Origin of the sequence: Actinoplanes sp. NPDC023936 (assembly GCF_040639325.1) — a bacterium.
Taxonomy (GTDB): domain Bacteria; phylum Actinomycetota; class Actinomycetes; order Mycobacteriales; family Micromonosporaceae; genus Actinoplanes.
This window is the reverse complement of sequence record NZ_JBEZZR010000009.1, coordinates 39,150-57,381: the sequence shown is the minus strand read 5'-3', so window position 1 is coordinate 57,381 and position 18,232 is coordinate 39,150. Positions and strand designations below refer to the sequence as shown.

Genomic DNA, 18,232 nt, shown 5'->3' with positions numbered 1-18,232 from the left:
AAATTTAATCGTGCAGCTGAGACCGCTCGATCTCGGCCAGCGCGGCGGTCAGCCAGGGCTCCACCGGGCGCCCGGCGAGCAGGTCGTCGATGAGCGCGACAGCGTGCCGGGCCAGCACGTCCGGTTTCGGGGCCGGAGCGCCGTCCTCCTCCAGCACGCCGAGCGCGCCGGCCAGCAGCCAGAGCACCACCTGCGGGTCGGCGGCCGGCCAGGATCGTACGCAACTCGACAGAGCGTCGCGCACGTCGTCGGCGGTCAGGCCGTCCGGGTGACCGTCCTCCAGCAACAGGCGGACCACCGTGCCCAGGATCAGCCCGGTCTGGGCCGGATCCTGCGCGGCCAGGTCGCCGTCCGGCTCCTGCCCCGCGCGGACCGCGGCGACAGCGCCGGCCGTGGCCGCGGCGATCGGCCGGGCCGGCGACGGCAGGTGACGCCAGCTGTTGTTCATGCGGCGACTCTACGGTGGGATGGGTCCACCGCCGGACCGAGGGGAGCGGCCATGACGAGCCTGGACGCGGTGACCGCCTGGGTGGGCAACTACCGCAAGGCATGGGAGTCCAACGATCCGGACGACATCCGGGACCTCTTCGCCGACGACGCCGCCTACTTCACCGAGCCCTACGCTTCGCCCTGGGTCGGCCGGGAGGCGATCGTCACCGGCTGGCTGGCTCATGGCGACGAGCCGGGCACCACGACGTTCGCCTGGCACCCGCTGATCGTCACCGAGGAGCTCGCGATCATCGAGGCGACCACGACGTACCCGGACCGGGTCTACCGCAACCTCTGGGTGCTGCGCCTCGACCACACCGGCCGGGCACGCCAGTTCACCGAGTGGTGGATGCAGGAGCCGTCACCCTGACGGGTGTCGCCCGATCGGGATTTCCCGAGCCGTTCGGCACACTGCCTGGGTGGCGGAGGAGCGGAAACTCGGAGGCAGGTACCGGCTGGGCGGCGAACTCGGCCGCGGCGGCATGGCGGTGGTCTGGCGCGCCCTCGACGAGGTGCTCGGGCGTCCGGTCGCGATCAAGGTGCTGGCCGGGAGATACGCCGGCGACGAGCGGTTCCGGGCGCAGATCCTGCACGAGGCGCGCGCGGCGGCGACCCTCTCGCATCCGAACATCGCGCAGATCTACGACTTCGGCGAATCCGACGAGGACGGCCGGCCGGTTCCGTACGTGGTGATGGAACTGATCAACGGGCCGACGCTGCAACAGCGGGTGGCGCGCGGTCCGATCCCGCCGCGAACGGTGTTCCGGATCGCCGGGGAGGTCGCCGCGGCGCTCGCGGTGGCGCACGCCGACGGCCTCGTGCACCGCGACATCAAGCTCGCCAACATCATGGTCACCCCGGGCGGCGCCAAGGTGGTGGACTTCGGCATCGCTGCGGTCGCCGGTCCGGCCGCACCCGAGGACGCGCTGCTCGGCACGCCCGCCTACCTCGCGCCGGAACGCCTCACCGGCGGCGCCATCGTGCCCGCGTCCGACGTCTACGCCCTCGGGGTGATGCTCTACCGCCTGCTGGCCGGCGTCGCGCCGTGGAGCGTGGAGACCACCACGCAGATGATCACCGCGCACGTCTACCTCGATCCGCTTCCGCTGCCGAGCCTGCCCGGCGTTCCGGAGACGATCGCCGAGCTGGTCGGGCGCTGCCTCGCGAAGAATCCCGCCGATCGACCGGGCGCGGCCGAGGCGTCCGAGATCCTGGGCGACGCGGCCGAGGCCGCTTCCCTTCCCGACGCTCAGGTCGTCGCTCTGCCGGCTGCTCAGGCCGTCCTCCTGCCCGATGCTCAGGTCGTCGCACAGCCGGCCGCTCAGCCGGCCGCTCAGCCGGCCGCTCAGCCGGCCGCTCAGGACGTCGCGATCTCGGAGCGAGGGCTTTCCGGCGGCGCGACACTGCTCCGTGAAGCCACCGTCGGCGTGACTCCACGTCTTCCTTCGGGCGCCCCGGATGACCACGTCGGAGCGGGACCCGCCGATGCGGCCGGTGACGGCCGGACCCCCGTACCCGATCGGTGGTGGAAGCGTAAGAAGGTCCTGGCCGGCGGCGGGCTCGCGGCCGTGCTCCTCGCCGCGCCGCTGTTCTGGCCGGAAGCCGGCGGCGAACCGGGCGCCGCGCCCGGCGTGGAGAACACCGAGAAACCGGTGCCGTCACCGAGCGTGACCACATCCCCGCCCGCTGCTCGCGGCGTCACCCGGCCGGCCGCGCCCGTGGCCCATCCCGGCCGGGTGCCGGAATCCACCGGCGGTTCGCGGGCGCCGATCACCTCCGGAACGGTGTCGCCGCCGCCCGCCCCGGCATCCTCCGGCGTGACGTCCTCCCCGGCCCCGAGCCCGAGCGAGACCGTGCCGCCGACGACCGCCGACCCGCCGGTGAGCGACGGCACCCGTCTGGAGTCGCCGGGTGGCACGGTGCTCGCCCGCTGCGTCGCGGACGGCGCCGAGCTGATCGCGTGGGAGCCGAATCCGGGTTTCGGCGTGGAGAGCGTCAACGCGGGACCGGCGCTGACCGCTGCGGTGGTGTTCCGCGGTCAGCTGGCGCGGTACCGGATGACCGTGACGTGCTTCGGCGACAGGCCTTCGGCGGTGGTGCTCCCGTTGTGACGCGCGGGGGAGGGCCGCCGGTCAGCGGTGGTGCACTACGGCGTGGTGCGGATCTTGCTGGCGGGTGAGTCGTCACCCTGCGTGGAACTCTGACTAGACTGTCCCGTCACGGCCGGCGAAAGGGACATCGATGACGGCGACCGCCAATACGCTCAGAAGCAGTCTTGCCCGGGTGCGGGCGGCGGCTCGCCGGCGGTTGCGGCCGACCCCACCGCCGGCGCCACCGGTTGCCCCTTCGGTGATCAATCTGGTGCCGGATCCCGGGTTCCGGGGTGCGCCGGACCGGCCGTTCGAAGCCGGCGGCCTCTACGTCCACTCGCACAACTCCTGCGAGCTCACCGAGGTCCCGGGCCGTCCGGGCGTGCGCGGCGCCCGGGTCGAGGGGGTCGGCGGCAACAACGACACGCACATCGCGCCGGGCGGCCGCAACGCCGCCGGCGAGTTCCGGCTCGGCATGCGGCCGGGCGGCACCTACACCGCGAGCGTCTCGGTCTACCTGCCGGAACCGCTCACCGGCGCGCTCAACGCGTCGGCGCTACGGCTGATCCCGGGCTGCATCGTGGACGAGGCGGTGAAGTGGACGCTGGCGCAGTCGGCGCCGGCCCGCAACGAGCACGGCCATCACCGGATCAGCGTGACGTTCACGATCCCGGAGGACGCGAAGGGCGCCTGGATCCGGCTGCACAGCGGCATGTCCGCGGGCAACGGCGTCGTCTACTGGTACGACTACTCGCTCACCGAGACGTCCGTGGCGATCGACCACTTCGACGGCTCGACGCCGGCGACCGACTTCCACGTCTTCGAGTGGACCGGCGAGCCGGACGCGTCGCCGTCCCGCCGCACCCTGCGGGTCGCCGAGTCGGCCGCCCCGGAGGAGGTCGCCGCGGAGGCTGTCCGGCTGGCGCGGGCCGGTGTGCTGGACGAGGCCGCCTTCCTGCGCAAGCAGCTGCCCGGCGATCGGATCACGGCGGCCCGGATCGCGCTGGCCGCAGGCAACAAGGACGCCGGGCTCAAGGCGTTGCGCAAGGTGACGGCGGCCGGTGACCCGGACGGCGCGGCCGCGTTCGAGCTGGGCAAGCTCGCGCTCGCCGGGCACAAGTGGGCGGCGGCCGAGAAACTCCTGCGCACGGCGGTGACCAAGGACCCCGAGGCGTACGAGCGGGGCTATGCGCTGGCGTTCGCGTACGACAAGTTGAAGCGCCGTGACGACAGCAAACGGACGTCGAGGGCCGCGCTCGCGCACGACCCGAAGCTGCCGTTCGACGGCCCGGCCGTGCTCGACCTCGACGTGAAGTCGTTCGGGGCCCGCCGCGAGCTGGGCATCTTCGTGGCGGACAACCTGGAGCTGATCCGCACCCAGGCGCAGCAGCGGCTGGACCGGCGGGTCACCAGCACGTTCGACCAGCCGATCTTCGTGTTCTGGGCGCAGGGCTTCGACGCGGCGCCGCCGGTGGTGCAGGCCTGCCTCGCGGCGCTCAAGGCCAACAACCCCGGCTCCCGGGTGCACGAGCTGACCGAGGCTAACGTCGGCGCGTACGTGGACATGCCGGAGGACCTGGTCGCGAAGCTCGCCGGCAACCGCACCCACTTCTCCGACCTGCTGCGGATGCTGCTGCTGGAGAAGTTCGGCGGTGTCTGGGTGGACAGCACCTGCTTCGTCTCGGAGCCACTGCGGCCGCACATGGACCGGGCGCTGTCGCAGGGCAGCATCTTCGCGTTCAACTACACCGGGCCGTACATCTCCAACTGGTTCCTCGCGAGCCGGCCGGACAGTTACGCCATGCATCTGTGGCGGGCCGCCTCCTTCCTCTGGTGGGAGCAGCGCGGTGAACTGATCGACTACTTCCTGCACCACCACATCTTCGAGATGCTCCACCACCTCGACGAGAGGTTCCGCGCCGAATGGGACGCCGGGTTGCGGCTGAACTCGAAACCGCCGCACGCGTTGCAGTCGGTGATGCTTCAGGCGTACGAGCCGGACATGTACCAGACAGTGATGGAGGGCGCTTTCGCGCACAAGCTGCGCTACAAGTACCAGCCGCACGAGCTGCGCAGCGAGTCGTACCTGGCACGAATCATCCGTGGTGACTTACCGTAATTGCATTCTTGCCCATTGTCATTTATTTACACAGAGTCCGTTACGACCGCACCAAGGGAATTCGTAGGTTGAATTCCTAACGTGTTTTCCATGCAAAAAGTCATTCGTAGCGCGGTCGAGCCGGTGGGAGATCAGGTCTTCGTCGACTCCACCGGCCGGCGTAAGCGGCTGCTCGCCGTCATCGGGTTCCTCGTGGCATTGTTCGCGGCCCTCTACATCGGGATGGTCGGCGCCAGTGTGGTGCAGGCCTCGGACTCCGGGCTGTCGACCCGGGCCTCCGTCGCCACCTCGGCGTCGGCATCCACCTCGGCATCCAGCTCGGCCTCGGCCTCGGCGTCCTCCTGATTCATTTCCCGAAATCCGCGAACATCTTCGTGAATGCGTAGGAGTCCTGCGCAATCCCGCTGCACGTCGCTTCCACCTCGCCGGTCGTGCAACCCCCGTTGTCCCGGTTGACCGACCAGAACCGGACGAATCCCAGCCCTTTTTCCCCGGCATAGTCGAGAAGTGTCTGAGCGTCCGCGATATCGGTGATCGGACCGGTGTCGTTGACCCCGATCATCGGCGTGACGCCGAGCATTTGATACGCCTCCTCGTCACTCAGCGTGGTCCACACCGACTTGACGTCCGCGACCACCGCCTCGGTGGCCGTGGTCATCGAGGTGCCCCAGTCGTCGTTCTCCTCGGTGAAGTTCATCGTCATGGCGTTGACCGTGACGTCCAGGCCGGCGTCCGCGGCGCTCTGCAGCAGCGCGATGCTGGTGTCGGTGAGCCCGAGCACGGTCCCGCCGACCGGCACGGTCAGCGTGATCGCGGTGCCCCGGTCGGCCTGCAGGGTGCTGAGCGCCTGCGTCACCGTCGCGGCGGTGACGGTCTGCTCGATGTCCACGTCCAGGGCGTTGCTGCCGGCCGCGTCCAGGGCTGAGGCGTACGCGGCGGCCAGCTGATCCGCCGTGCAGACGCTCTCCAGATAGGTGCCGGTGGCCCCGCCGGTCGAGACGATCACGTCACCGTCCAGCGCCGCGATCTTCGCGATCTCGGCCTGGACGGTGCTGTCGTCGAGCGCCTTGCTGCCACCCCACGTCGCGGTGCACGTGCCGGCGGTGTCGGCCAGCAGGAACGCGATCGTGTAGTCGTCCTGACCGGTCTGCTCGGCCACATCGTCGATGTCCACCGTGCCGCTGACGATGTCGATGTAGGGCGCCACCGCGGGGGCGTCCGCGGTGGCCGTGGTGCTCGCGGCGACTGTCGGTGCGGTGCTGGCCGTCGTGGTGGTCCCGTCGCTGTCGTCGCCGCCGCACCCGGCGGTGAGCAGCAGCGTCGCGGCCGTGATGCCGGCGAGCCGGCGGTGTCTCCGGTGCACCCTGGAAGTCTCGCAAAAGCGGCATGCCGAATTCCGGCGCTCAGCGAATCCGATACCCGGCCGATGAGGGGGTTGAGCCAGGTTAAGGGGGTGACGGGTGACCGCCGAGACGCGTCAGTCGCCTGCCCGGCGGCGCATTCCGGTGCCCCGGCCACGCTGGATCGTCCTCTCCGTGGTGCTCGTCCTCTTCGCCAGCATCCTGGTGGTCAACGGCATCGTGCAGGGTGAGTTCGCGCAGGACGGCGCGGCGGAGTCCACGTCGGAGACCGACCAGGTGCCGGACGAGGCGCTGACCGGTGGCCCGATCATCCAGACCGACGGGACGACCACCACCACTGTCGGCCCCGGGGATTACCAGATCGTGCTGACCTTCGACGACGGCCCGAGCCCGGAGTACACCCCGGAGATCATGGACGTTCTCGAGGAGTACGGCGTACCCGGCACCTTCTTCATGATCGGCTCGGAGATCAGCAGGTACCCGGGCCTGACCAAAGAGGTCCTCGACGCCGGGCACGAGATCGGCATACACACCTTCACCCACCCGGACATGTCCGCGGAGAACGAGTGGCGCCGCAGGGTGGAGATGCAGGAGACCCAGTACGCGCTGGCCGGCGCGGCCCAGGTGACCAGCGTGATCTTCCGGCCGCCGTACTCGTCGACGGTCAAGGCGCTGGACAACCCCACCTGGGCGGTCATGGAGGAGATGGGCGAGCGCGGCTACCTGACCGTCGTCAACAACCTGGACAGCCGGGACTGGGAAGCGGAGGTCACGAACGACGACATCGTCGAGGCCGTCACGCCGGACGACGGCGCCGGCGCGGTCCTGCTCTTCCACGACGGCGGCGGCGACCGGTCCAGGACCGCGGCGGCCCTGCGTACGGTCATCCCGTCCCTGAAGGACGCGGGATACTCCTTCACCACTGTCGCGTCGCTCACCGGCATGAAAACCGTGAATCCCCCGGCCACCACCGACGAGTGGGTGCTGGGTCTCGGCATCGTCAGCGCGGTCCTGCTCGCCACCAAGGCGACGGTCTGGTTCACCTGGCTGCTCGTGGCGCTCGGCGTGCTCACCGTCCTGCGCCTGGTGCTGATGCTGGTCCTGGGCCGCCGGCACGCGCGGCGGTACCGCAAGGGTGACGGGGTCTGGGGGCCGCCGTACACCGAGCCGGTCACCGTGATCGTGCCGGCCTACAACGAGAAGGAGATCATCGCCGAGACCCTCGGCTCGCTGGTGGCGAGCACCCATCCGATCCGGATCGTGGTGGTCGACGACGGGTCGGACGACGGCACCGCGGAGATCGCGGAAGGGCTCGGATACGAGAACGTCACGGTGGTCCGGCAGCCGAACGGCGGCAAGTCGGCGGCTCTCAACAACGGCATCGCCCACGCGGACACCGACGTGGTCGTGATGATGGACGGCGACACGGTCTTCGAGCCGGACACCGTACGCCTGCTGGTGCAGCCGTTCGCCGACGCCGCGATCGGCGCGGTGGCCGGCAACGCCAAGGTCGCGAACCGGAATTCCATGATCGCCATCTGGCAGCACATCGAGTACGTGGTCGGCTTCAGCATCGACCGCCGCGCCTACGACGTGATGCGTTGCATGGCGACCGTGCCCGGCGCCATCGGCGCGTTCCGGCGGGAGGCGCTGCGCCAGGTCAACGGCCTGAGCGACGACACCCTGGCGGAGGACACCGACCTCACCATCGCGATCATCCGGGCCGGCTGGCGGGTGGTGTACGAGGAGCGGGCGCGCGCCTGGACCGAGGCGCCGTCGACCATGTCGCAGCTGTGGCGGCAGCGCTACCGGTGGAGTTACGGCACGATGCAGGCGATGTGGAAGCACCGCCGCGCGCTGTTCGAGAAGGGCGCCGGCGGCAAGTTCGGCCGTCGCGGCCTGCTCAACCTGGCCCTCTTCCAGACCCTGTTGCCGCTGCTCTCGCCGCTGATCGACGTGTTCCTGGTCTACGGCCTGATCTTCCTGGACCCGGCGACGACGGTGATCGCCTGGCTCGCCATGCTCGGCGTGCAACTGATCAGTACGGTCTACGCGTTCCGCCTCGACGGGGAGTCGTTGAAGCCGCTCTGGCGTCTGCCGCTGCAGCAGTTCGTCTACCGCCAGCTGATGTACCTCGTGCTGATCCAGTCGGTGCTCGCGGCGCTGGGCGGCATCCGCCTCGGCTGGCAGAAGCTGCGCCGGACCGGTGGGTTGAACGCGCTGATGGGATCCAGACTGCCTACCGGTGACGGTTCGTCCTGATTCGTTCTTAGCTGATCCAGAGAATTCGCACAGCGGAACCGACCGGCAGCGTTTCTACATTGCTGGCATGTGCGGAATCGTGGGATACGCCGGCGGACGGCCGGCCCTTGACATCGTGATGGACGGCCTGCGGCGCCTGGAGTACCGCGGCTACGACTCGGCCGGCGTCGCCATCGTCGACGCCGGCTCGGCCACTCTGGTCACCGAGAAAGCGGCAGGCAAGCTGGTGAACCTGGAGAAGGCGCTCGCCGAGCGGATCGACACCGGGTTCGACGCCGGCGCCACCGGGATCGGGCACACCCGCTGGGCCACCCACGGCGGCCCGACCGACCGGAACGCCCACCCGCACGTCTCGGCCGACGGCCGGGTCGCGGTGATCCACAACGGCATCATCGAGAACTTCGCCCGGCTGCGCGCCTCGCTGGAGGCGGACGGCGTGGTGTTCCGCAGCGACACCGACACCGAGGCGGCGGCGCACCTGCTGGCCGGTTTCATGGTCGCGGCGCGCGCCGGCGGGCTGGCCGGGCCGGCTGCTCTCGCCGAGGCGATGCGGCGCACGGCCCGGCGGCTGGAAGGGGCGTTCACGCTGCTCGCGGTCTCTCCGGACGCGCCCGGCGCGGTGGTCGCGGCACGGCGCAACTCGCCGCTCGTGGTCGGCCGGGGCGACGGGGAGAACTTCCTCGCCAGCGACGTGTCGGCGTTCATGGAGCACACCAGGTCGGCGATCGAGCTCGGTCAGGACCAGGTCGTGCTGATCACCGCTGACCGGATCGAGATCACCGGCTTCGACGGCACGCCGGCGAGCGGGACCGACCTCGTCGTCGACTGGGACGTCGCGGCCGCCGAGAAGGGCGGTTACGACTTCTACATGCTCAAGGAGATCGCCGAGCAGCCGCAGGCGGTCGCGGCCACCCTGCTGACCCGGATGCCGGACTTCGACTTCACCGGCGTCCAGAAGGTGGTCATCGTGGCCTGCGGCACGGCCTACCACGCCGGGATGATCGCCGGACACGCGATCGAGCAGTGGGCGCGGATCGGTTGCGACGTGGAGCTGGCCAGCGAGTTCCGGTACCGCGACCCCCTGATCGAGGAGGGCACGCTGGTGATCGCGATCAGCCAGTCCGGCGAGACCATGGACACCCTGATGGCGCTGCGGCACGCGAAGGCGCAGGGCGCCCGGGTGCTGGCGGTCTGCAACACCAACGGCTCGACCATCCCGCGCGAGTCCGACGCTGTGCTCTACACCCACGGCGGGCCGGAGATCGCCGTCGCGTCCACCAAGGCGTTCCTCACCCAGCTGGTCGCCTGCTACCTGGTCGGCCTGCGCCTGGCCGCCGCCCGCGGCCGGGCGGCCGGCGGGATCGCGGAGGCGCTGCGGCAGGTCCCGGACCAGCTGACCGCGCTGCTCGCGCACAGCGGGGAGATCCGCGAACTCGCCTACGACCTCGCCACCGCGCGGCAGGTGCTCTTCCTCGGGCGGCACGTCGGATACCCGGTCGCGCTGGAGGGGGCGCTGAAGCTCAAGGAGCTCGCCTACATGCACGCCGAGGGCTTCGCGGCCGGCGAGCTGAAGCACGGGCCGATCGCGCTGATCGACGAGGGCACGCCGGTGATCTGCGTGGTGCCGTCCCCGGTCTCGCAGCCGGGCCTGCACGACAAGGTGATCAGCAACATCCAGGAGGTACGGGCCCGCGGCGCCCGCACCATCGTGATCGCCGAGGAGGGCGACGAGGCGGTCGTGCCGTTCGCCGACGCGGTGATCCCGGTCCCGGCCACGCCCGCGCTGCTGGCGCCCCTGCTCACCACGGTCCCGATGCAGATCCTGGCGTGCGAGATCGCGGCCGCCCGAGGCCACGACGTCGACCAGCCCCGGAACCTCGCGAAGTCCGTCACCGTCGAGTAGAGCGCTGCGACAGGCCTCCACGGCGCCGCTCCCATCCGCCCTTCGATGCGACGCAGCCCCGGTGCACTTTTGCACCGGGCGGTGTGGCACGATCGAGGAAGATGATCTGGTGGAAGGGGGTAGGCCAGTGCGGTCACATGCGTTCGCGGTGGTGCTGAGTCGTCGGCCTACCGATGAAGAGATCGACAGGCTTCTTGCTGAGGGGCCGGACGACGTGATCTTCGGCGTGGAGCGTGGCGTTCCGATCGCGGAGTTCGATCGGGAGGCCGCCAACCTCGCGGAGGCGATCGTCTCCGCCGTCCGTGACCTTGATGCGAGCGGCCTGGAAGCGGTCCGCGTTCTCGACGAGGACCTGGTCACCTTGGCTGACGTCGCCGACCGGCTCGGCCAGAGCCGCGAGTCCGTTCGCCGTTACGTCACCGGCGAACGAGGTCCCGGTGGATTTCCTCCGCCGGTGAATCCGCAGCGCGACGGCACGCTCTTCTATCGATGGAGCGAGGTCGCGCCGTGGGTCACCGATCAGCTCGGCCTCACGGTGCCGGACGCGAACCCGACGCTGGTGATGGCCAACCTCGTCCTGCAGGCTCGTGGGGTGGTCGAGCGGGTGGAAGGCGCGCCGGCGCTCACCCACCTCTTGGCGTCGTAGAGCCGACGACACCGGGTGGGGACTGCCGGTTACGCGTACCGGAAAGGGGGCGTGACCGGCAGTCCTGGAATGACCCGTCAGGCGAGGTCGAGGGCCTTCGCGGCGATCAGGGCGTCGTTGGCGATGACCGTTGGTGACGGAGCGGTGGAGATTGCCCACTCCGGGTCCTTGAGGCCGTGGCCGGTGACAGTGCAGACGACGCGTGCGCCGGCCGGGATCTTGCCCGCTGCGGCCTGCTGCAACAGGCCGGCGACGCTTGCCGCGCTGCCGAGCTCGACGAAGACGCCGACCTCGCGGGCGAGCAGGCGGTAGGCGTTGAGGATGTCACGGTCGGTGACTGCGGAGATCAGGCCGCCGGACGCGTCGCGGGCGTCGAGGGCCTTGGTCCAGCTGGCCGGGTTGCCGATCCGGATCGCGGTGGCGATGGTCGACGGGTTCTCGACGACCTTGCCGGTGACGATCGGTGCGGCGCCGGAGGCCTGGAAGCCGTACATCTTCGGCAGCTTCGTGGAATTCCCCGCGGAGAGGTCCTCCTGGTAGCCCATCCAGTACGCCGAGATGTTGCCGGCGTTGCCGACCGGGAGGCAGTGGATGTCGGGCGCGTCGCCGAGCGCTTCCACGATCTCGAAGGACGCGGTCTTCTGCCCGTGCAGGCGGAAGATGTTCACCGAGTTGACCAGGGCGACCGGGTAGTCCTGGGAGAGCTTGGAGGCGAGCGCGAGGCAGTCGTCGAAGTTGCCGTCGACCTGGAGCAGCCGGGCGCCGTGCACCAGCGCCTGGGCCAGCTTGCCGAGCGCGATCTTGCCCTGCGGCACGAGCACGGCGCAGGTGATGCCGGCCCGGGCGGCGTAGGCGGCGGCGGACGCGCTGGTGTTGCCGGTGGAGGCGCAGATGATCGCCTTGGCGCCCTCCTCGACGGCCTTGGAGACGGCCATCGTCATGCCGCGGTCCTTGAACGAGCCGGTCGGGTTGGCGCCCTCCACCTTGAGGTAGACGTCCGCGCCGACCCGCGACGAGAGCACCGGCGCCGGCACCAGCGGGGTATTGCCCTCGTGCAACGAGACCACCGGCGTGGCGTCGGTGACCGGCAGCCGGTCCCGGTACGCCTCAATCAAGCCCCGCCACATGGCCTACTCCTCACTCAAGCTGGTGTTTTCGACGCCAAGAGTGCCCCAGTCATCCGATCTCTGGGACCAGCTGCCCACTATTCAGGAACCTTCGACCCGCAGCACGCTCGCGATCGACCGGACGATGTCCAGTCGCGACAACGCCTCGACGGTAGCCGCCAGGGCCGCGTCCGGAGCGCTGTGGGTCACGATGACCAATTTCGCGTCATCCGCGCGCCCGGACTGCCGCACCGTCGCGATCGAGACCTCGTGATCGGCGAAGACGCCGGCCACGGCGGCCAGGACGCCCGGACGCTCGGCCACGTCGAGGCTGATGTGGTACCGCGTCATCGACTCGCCGATCGGGCGGACCGCGAGCTGGGCGTAGTTGCTCTCGCTCGGCGCACGGGTGCCGGTGAGCTTGTTGCGGGACGCCGCCACGATGTCGCCGAGCACCGCGCTGGCGGTCGGCCGGCCACCCGCGCCGCGGCCGTAGAACATCAGCGGGCCGGCCGCCTCGGCCTCCACGAAGACCGCGTTGAACGCGTCGCCGACGCTCGCCAGCGGATGGCTGAGCGGGATCATCGCCGGGTGCACCCGGACGCTCACCGACTCGGCTGTGCGCTGCGCGATGCAGAGCAGCTTGATCGTGCAGCCCATCTCCTTGGCGCTGGCCATGTCGCCGGCCGTCACCGAGGTCATGCCCTCGCGGAACACGTCGGCCGCGGTGACCCGGGTGTGGAACGCGAGCGAGGCCAGGATCGCGGCTTTCGCGGCGGCGTCGAAGCCCTCCACGTCGGCGGTCGGGTCGGCCTCGGCGTAACCCAGCTCGGTGGCCTCCTCGAGAGCCTCGTTGAACCCGGCGCCGGTGGCGGCCATCGAGGAGAGGATGAAGTTGGTGGTGCCGTTCACGATGCCGGTGACAGCGGTGACCCGGTCCCCGTGCAGTGACTCGCGCAGCGGTCGCAGCAGCGGGATCGCGCCGGCCACCGAGGCCTCGTAGTAGAGGTCGGCGTTGCCCTCGGCCGCGGCGTCGTGCAGCGCGCCGCCGTCCTCGGCGAGCAGCGCCTTGTTGGCGGTCACGACGCTCTTGCCGGCGCGCAGCGCCTCGGTGATCCAGGTGCGGGCCGGCTCGATGCCGCCGACCACCTCGATCACCACGTCCACGTCCTCCCGCTTGACCAGGCCCAGCGCGTCAGTGGTGAAGAGCGCCGGGTCGACCGGCAGGTCGCCGCGCTCACGGCCGAGCCGGCGCACCGCGATGCCGACCAGCTCCAGCGGCGCTCCGATCCGCGCGGTCAGGTCGCCGGCCTGCTCGTGGAGCAGCTTGACCACTTCGGTGCCGACGGTGCCGCAGCCGAGCAGGGCGAGGCGAATCGGTGACTTCGCTGGGCTCATCCAACATCCAATGCAAGCAGGTCGTCCTCGGTCTCGCGTCGCACGATGACGCGTGCCGCGCCGTCGCGCACCGCCACCACGGGCGGCCGAGGAACGTGGTTGTAGTTGCTGGCCATGCTCCGGCAGTAGGCGCCGGTGCCCGGCACCGCAACAAGATCTCCGGGCTGCACGTCAGCGGGCAGGAATTCATCCTTCACGACGATGTCCCCGGACTCACAATGTTTTCCCACAACGCGGGCGAGCATCGGCTCCGCCGCGGAGCGCCGGTTCGCCAGGGTGGCCGAGTAGGACGCGTCGTAGAGCGCGGTACGGATGTTGTCGCTCATCCCGCCGTCGACGCTCACGTAGGTGCGGATGCCGTCGACGTCCTTGACCGTGCCGACCTCGTACAGGGTGAAGACGGCGGGGCCGACGATGGCCCGGCCCGGCTCGATCGACAGGTGCGGCACGCGCAGCGACGCCAGCTCGCACTCCGACTCGACGATCTTGTTGATCCGCTTGGCCAGGTCGCCGGGCGTGGAGGGGCTGTCCTGCGTGGTGTACGCGATGCCGAAGCCGCCACCGAGATCGAGCTCGGGCAGCTCGACGCCGCGCGCGTCCCGGATCTGCGCCTGCAGCTCCAGGATCCGCCGGGCGGCCACCTCGAAACCGCTGGTGTCGAAGATCTGCGAGCCGATGTGCGAGTGCAGGCCGCGCAGGTCGAGCACGTCGTCGTCGAGGATCTGGGCGGCGGCCGCGAACGCCGCGCCGCCGGCCAGCGAGAAGCCGAACTTCTGGTCCTCGTGGGCGGTCGCGATGAACTCGTGGGTGTGTGCTTCGACACCGACCGTCACGCGGATGAGCACCCCGGGGCGCTTACCCGATTGACGCGACAAGTCCGTCAACCGGGTGATTTCGTCGAACGAGTCGACGATGATCCGGCCGACCCCGGCGTCGAGCGCCCGCTCCAGCTCGCGCACCGACTTGTTGTTGCCGTGGAAGCCCAGCCGCTCCGGCGGGAACCCGGCCGCCAGCGCCACCGCCAGCTCGCCGCCGGAGCAGACGTCCAGGAAGAGACCCTCCTCCTCGACCATCCGCACCACGGCCTTGCAGAGGAACGACTTGCCCGCGTAGTAGACGTCGGCGCCCGCGAACGCCGCCTTGAAGTCCCGGCACCGGGCCCGCAGGTCCTCCTCGTCCAGCAGGTACGCCGGGGTGCCGTAGTCGGCGGCCAGCTCGGCGACGCTCACGCCGCCGATGCTCAGGCTCCCCTCGTCGGCGCGCGTGACGGTCCGCGGCCACAGCTGCGGCACCAGGGCGTTCACGTCCTCCGGGCTGCGCAGCCAGGCCGGCCCGCGGCTGCCGAGGTCGCCGTGCAGGGCCCCGGCCTCGTGTGCGCGCATGCCTACATCCTCTCCGGGGCCGAGACGCCGAGCAGGGACAACCCGTTCGCGATCACCGTACGGGTGGCGTCGTTGAGCCAGAGCCGCGCGCGGTGCCCGTCGGTGATCGGCTCGTCGCCCTTGGGGGTGATCCGGCAGGCCGGCTCGTCGTAGAAGCGGTGGTACGCCCCGGCGATCTTCTCCAGCAGGCGGGCGACGTGGTGCGGCTCCCGGTGCTGCGCGGCGAACGCGACCGTCTCCGGGTACTCGCCGAGCGTCTTGAGGAGCTCGTTCTCCTTGTCGTGGGTGAGCAGCTCCGGCTTGAAGTCGGCGCCGTCCGCGCTCCGCGTCAGTCCGGCATCGGCGGCGTTTCGTGACGCGCTCGCCGTCCGGGCCGCGACGTACTGCACGTAGTAGACCGGGTTCTCCCGGCTCGCGCTGGTCCACAGGTCGATGTCGATGTCGATGGGGGAGTCGGACGAGTACCGCGCGAGCGCGTACCGCGTCGCGTCCACGCCGAGCGCGTCGACGAAGTCCTCCAGCGTCACGACCGTGCCGGCCCGCTTGCTCATCCGCACCGGCTCGCCGTCGCGGACCAGGTTGACCAGCTGGCCGATCAGGATCTCCAGGTTCTTGCCGGGGTCGTCGCCGAAGCACGCCGACATCGCCTTCATCCGGCCGATGTAGCCGTGGTGGTCGGCGCCCAGCATGATCACGACCCGGTCGAAGCCGCGCTTGCGCTTGTCCAGGTAGTACGCGCAGTCGGCGGCGAAGTACGTCCAGTCGCCGTCGGACTTGCGCAGCACCCGGTCCTTGTCGTCACCGAAGTCGGTGGTGCGCAGCCAGGTCGCGCCGTCCGACTCGAAGACGTGCCCCTGCTCGCGCAGCCGGTCCAGAGCCTCCTGCAGCTCACCCCGGTCGTGCAGGTCCTTCTCGTTGAAGTACGTGTCGAACCGCACGCCGAAGTCGGCGAGCGACTGCTTGATCTCGGCGAACATGAGCTCGACGCCCTTGTGGCGGAAGATCTCCTGTGCGTTCTCGTCGCTCTCGCTGAGAACCCCGGGCTCGGCCTTGACCACGTTCGCCGCGATCTCGGCGATGTACGCGCCGCCGTACCCGTCCTCCGGCGCCGGCTCGCCCTTCGCGGCGGCGAGCAGCGACCGGGCGAACCTGTCGATCTGCGAGCCCGCGTCGTTGAAGTAGTACTCCGTGCCGACGTCGGCGCCCGCGGTGCGCAGCAGCCGGGACAGCGCGTCGCCGACCGCCGCCCACCGGACCCCGCCGATGTGCACCGGGCCGGTGGGGTTCGCCGAGACGAACTCCAGATTGATCCGCTCACCGGCGAGCGTCTCGGTCCGGCCGTAGTCCGAGCCGGCGAGGACGATGTCGCGGGCCAGCACGCCGGCCGCCGCCGCGTCCAGCCGGATGTTCAGGAAGCCCGGACCAGCGATCTCCACCGACTTGATCCCGGGGCGTCGTCCCAGCTCCTCGGCGAGGTCGGCGGCCAGCTCGCGCGGCGCCACCCCCACCTTCTTGCCGACCTGCAGGGCGATCGTCGAGGCGTAATCGCCGTGCTCGGGGTTGCGCGGACGCTCGACCGTCGTGGTGGCGGGCAGCGCCGCGATGTCGAGACCGCGCGTCTCGAATACGGCACGAGCAGCTGAGAGAACGGTGTCAGCGAGGTTGGCGGGAGTCACCCGGCCATGCTATCGGGGGTAGACTTCGGCGTTCGGCGGCCACCCGAGCCCCGCCCCTTTCTCTCTTTTACGAATCGACGAGGCGCGATGAGCATGAGCACGCCGGGTCCCGAACGGGTCCCGTCCACCGTCAAGGTCGGCAAGACGACCGGCCAGGGCAAGCCGCCCGCCGGCAAGTCCGCGGCCAACCGGCCAGGCGGCAACCGCCCCGCCGGCAAGGGCGGCAAGGGCAAGGGCCGCAAGCCGGTCACGCCGGTCAAGGTGAGCGGCGGGCGCAACTGGGGTCCCATCGCGGTCGCCGGCATCGTCGTCCTCATCGCCGCCGGCATCATCGGCTACGGCGTCTTCGCCTCCGTCCAGGGCAGCAAGCCGTGGGAGGAGCAGGCCGCCGCGATCGAGGGCGTCGTCGACTACCGCGCGCAGAAGAACGCGCAGATCGACGACCGCACCCACAAGGAGGGTCAGCTCACCTACGTGACGAACCCGCCGGTCGGTGGCGCGCACAACGCGACCTGGCAGAACTGCATGGGCGACGTCTACACCCAGCCGATCGCCAACGAGCACGCGGTGCACAGCCTGGAGCACGGCGCGGTCTGGATCACCTACAAGCAGGGCCTCGCCGCCGACCAGGTGGAGAAACTGCAGACCAAGGTCGAGGGCAAGGAGTACACCTTCATGTCCCCGGTCGCGAACCTGGACAAGAACATCTCGGTCCAGGTCTGGGGCTACCAGCTCAAGGTCGACAGCGCCGACGACAGCCGGATCGACGACTTCATCCGCGCCACCCGGGTGAAGGCCTCGATGGAGCCCGGCGCCGCCTGCTCCAGCGGCAACACCAGCACGGATCCGGTCCCGGCAGCGGCAGCCTCGGCCCCCGCCACCGAATGATCTCGGAAGTCTCGCCGCCGGCTTCGGGCGCGTCCTCGGACGCGCCCGGGGCGGGTGGCACCCCGCAGCGGAAGTTCACCTACTTCGCTGTCGCGCTCCTCGTCGTCGGCCTGCTGCTCGGCCTCGGCGCCGGCCTGGTCGCCCCCGGCCTGCGCGAGCCCGGCGACGACTCGGTGGAAGCGGGCTTCCTGCGCGACATGTCCACCCACCACGCCCAGGCCGTGGAGATGGCGATGATCGCCCACGCCGGCTCCACCAACCCGGAGATCGTGACGCTGGCCGCCGACATCGCCACCACGCAGCAGGGCCAGATCGGCTACATGCAGTCCTGGCTGCGCGACTGGCACCTCTCACCGACCGGCACCGCCGAGCCGATGGCGTGGATCCCCGGCTCCGAGGGCTCGATCGTCAACGGTCTGATGCCCGGCATGGCCACGCCGGACCAGATGGCGGCCCTGCGCAAGGCCACCGGCAAGGACCTCGACGTCCAGTTCCTCACCCTGATGCGCGCCCACCACGTCGGCGGCGTGCACATGGCACAGGAGGGCGTCGAGCTCTCCGAGAACGAGAACGTCGACTGGATCGCGGACAGCATGGTCACCGCGCAACAGGGCGAGATCCAACTGATCGATTCCCTGCTCAAGAAGGCTCAGGCGAGCTGACGGGCGACACCGCCGGAACCGGTTGGCGATGGTTCCGGCGGGCCTGCTAGAGTTCTGAACCACTGGGCCCCCGTAGCTCAGGGGATAGAGCGTCGCCCTCCGGAGGCGAAAGCGCAGGTTCGAATCCTGCCGGGGGCACGAGTCGGAGGCGGTTTGTGTTCGCGGAATGCGCGAACCGGGCCGCCTCGTTTTGTTTGCCGGGGGGCCGAGCCCCCCGAACCCCCGCGTTGCGGTGGGCGCGCTTTGCGGT

General features: G+C 70.3%; 15 protein-coding genes and 1 tRNA gene. 10 read left to right on the top strand and 6 right to left on the bottom strand.

Annotated elements, in window-relative coordinates; translation table 11 throughout:
• Positions 1-4: 4 nt before the first annotated feature.
• The gene (locus tag AB0F72_RS14705) at positions 5-448 is read right to left on the bottom strand and encodes a hypothetical protein (protein ID WP_360430448.1); all 444 of its coding nucleotides are present in this window, start codon (positions 446-448) and stop codon (positions 5-7) included.
• 51 nt (positions 449-499) lie between these two features.
• Here AB0F72_RS14705 and AB0F72_RS14700 point away from each other — a divergent pair, with 51 nt between their 5' ends.
• From AB0F72_RS14700 to AB0F72_RS14685, 4 genes are all read left to right on the top strand, one after another.
• On the top strand, positions 500-859 hold the full coding sequence (locus AB0F72_RS14700; protein ID WP_360430446.1) for a nuclear transport factor 2 family protein: 360 nt from the start codon (positions 500-502) through the stop codon (positions 857-859).
• Positions 860-908: 49 nt separating this feature from the next.
• Positions 909-2,600 (top strand): protein kinase, encoded by a 1,692-nt coding sequence (locus AB0F72_RS14695; RefSeq protein ID WP_360430444.1) that lies wholly within the window; start codon positions 909-911, stop codon positions 2,598-2,600.
• Positions 2,601-2,838: 238 nt separating this feature from the next.
• Positions 2,839-4,698 (top strand): capsular polysaccharide synthesis protein, encoded by a 1,860-nt coding sequence (locus tag AB0F72_RS14690; protein WP_360430442.1) that lies wholly within the window; start codon positions 2,839-2,841, stop codon positions 4,696-4,698.
• 90 nt (positions 4,699-4,788) lie between these two features.
• Positions 4,789-5,043: a hypothetical protein gene (locus AB0F72_RS14685; protein WP_360430440.1), complete on the top strand. Its 255-nt coding sequence runs from the start codon at positions 4,789-4,791 to the stop codon at positions 5,041-5,043.
• Position 5,044: 1 nt separating this feature from the next.
• Here the strand turns inward: AB0F72_RS14685 and AB0F72_RS14680 are convergent, their stop codons facing one another.
• Complete coding sequence (locus AB0F72_RS14680) at positions 5,045-6,061, bottom strand: glycosyl hydrolase (protein ID WP_360430438.1); 1,017 nt, start codon at positions 6,059-6,061, stop codon at positions 5,045-5,047.
• 97 nt (positions 6,062-6,158) lie between these two features.
• On the opposite strand from AB0F72_RS14680, the gene AB0F72_RS14675 reads away from it, so the two are divergent.
• From AB0F72_RS14675 to AB0F72_RS14665, 3 genes are all read left to right on the top strand, one after another.
• On the top strand, positions 6,159-8,321 hold the full coding sequence (locus tag AB0F72_RS14675; RefSeq protein WP_360430436.1) for a bifunctional polysaccharide deacetylase/glycosyltransferase family 2 protein: 2,163 nt from the start codon (positions 6,159-6,161) through the stop codon (positions 8,319-8,321).
• A gap of 67 nt (positions 8,322-8,388) precedes the next feature.
• Positions 8,389-10,224: a glutamine--fructose-6-phosphate transaminase (isomerizing) gene (glmS, locus tag AB0F72_RS14670; RefSeq protein WP_360430434.1), complete on the top strand. Its 1,836-nt coding sequence runs from the start codon at positions 8,389-8,391 to the stop codon at positions 10,222-10,224.
• A gap of 148 nt (positions 10,225-10,372) precedes the next feature.
• Positions 10,373-10,870 carry a hypothetical protein gene (locus AB0F72_RS14665; protein WP_360430432.1) on the top strand — a complete coding sequence of 166 codons (498 nt, stop codon included), beginning with the start codon at positions 10,373-10,375 and terminating at the stop codon, positions 10,868-10,870.
• Between the two features lie 77 nt (positions 10,871-10,947).
• Here the strand turns inward: AB0F72_RS14665 and thrC are convergent, their stop codons facing one another.
• From thrC to argS, 4 genes are all read right to left on the bottom strand, one after another.
• Positions 10,948-11,997, bottom strand: a complete 1,050-nt coding sequence (gene thrC, locus AB0F72_RS14660; RefSeq protein WP_360430430.1) for a threonine synthase — start codon at positions 11,995-11,997, stop codon at positions 10,948-10,950.
• Positions 11,998-12,078: 81 nt separating this feature from the next.
• Positions 12,079-13,374: a homoserine dehydrogenase gene (locus tag AB0F72_RS14655; RefSeq protein WP_360430428.1), complete on the bottom strand. Its 1,296-nt coding sequence runs from the start codon at positions 13,372-13,374 to the stop codon at positions 12,079-12,081.
• Positions 13,371-14,756, bottom strand: a complete 1,386-nt coding sequence (gene lysA, locus AB0F72_RS14650) for a diaminopimelate decarboxylase (protein WP_360430426.1) — start codon at positions 14,754-14,756, stop codon at positions 13,371-13,373. Before lysA ends, AB0F72_RS14655 begins: the two co-directional genes overlap by 4 nt.
• A 2-nt stretch (positions 14,757-14,758) precedes the next feature.
• Positions 14,759-16,432, bottom strand: coding sequence for an arginine--tRNA ligase (gene argS / locus AB0F72_RS14645; RefSeq protein ID WP_360430424.1), 1,674 nt, complete (start codon positions 16,430-16,432; stop codon positions 14,759-14,761).
• An 87-nt stretch (positions 16,433-16,519) separates the two neighbouring features.
• On the opposite strand from argS, the gene AB0F72_RS14640 reads away from it, so the two are divergent.
• From AB0F72_RS14640 to AB0F72_RS14630, 3 genes are all read left to right on the top strand, one after another.
• Positions 16,520-17,320 carry a DUF3105 domain-containing protein gene (locus AB0F72_RS14640; protein ID WP_360430422.1) on the top strand — a complete coding sequence of 267 codons (801 nt, stop codon included), beginning with the start codon at positions 16,520-16,522 and terminating at the stop codon, positions 17,318-17,320.
• Positions 17,317-17,982 carry a DUF305 domain-containing protein gene (locus tag AB0F72_RS14635; protein ID WP_360430420.1) on the top strand — a complete coding sequence of 222 codons (666 nt, stop codon included), beginning with the start codon at positions 17,317-17,319 and terminating at the stop codon, positions 17,980-17,982. Before AB0F72_RS14640 ends, AB0F72_RS14635 begins: the two co-directional genes overlap by 4 nt.
• 66 nt (positions 17,983-18,048) lie before the next feature.
• Positions 18,049-18,120, top strand: a tRNA-Arg gene (locus AB0F72_RS14630).
• Positions 18,121-18,232: the final 112 nt, after the last annotated feature.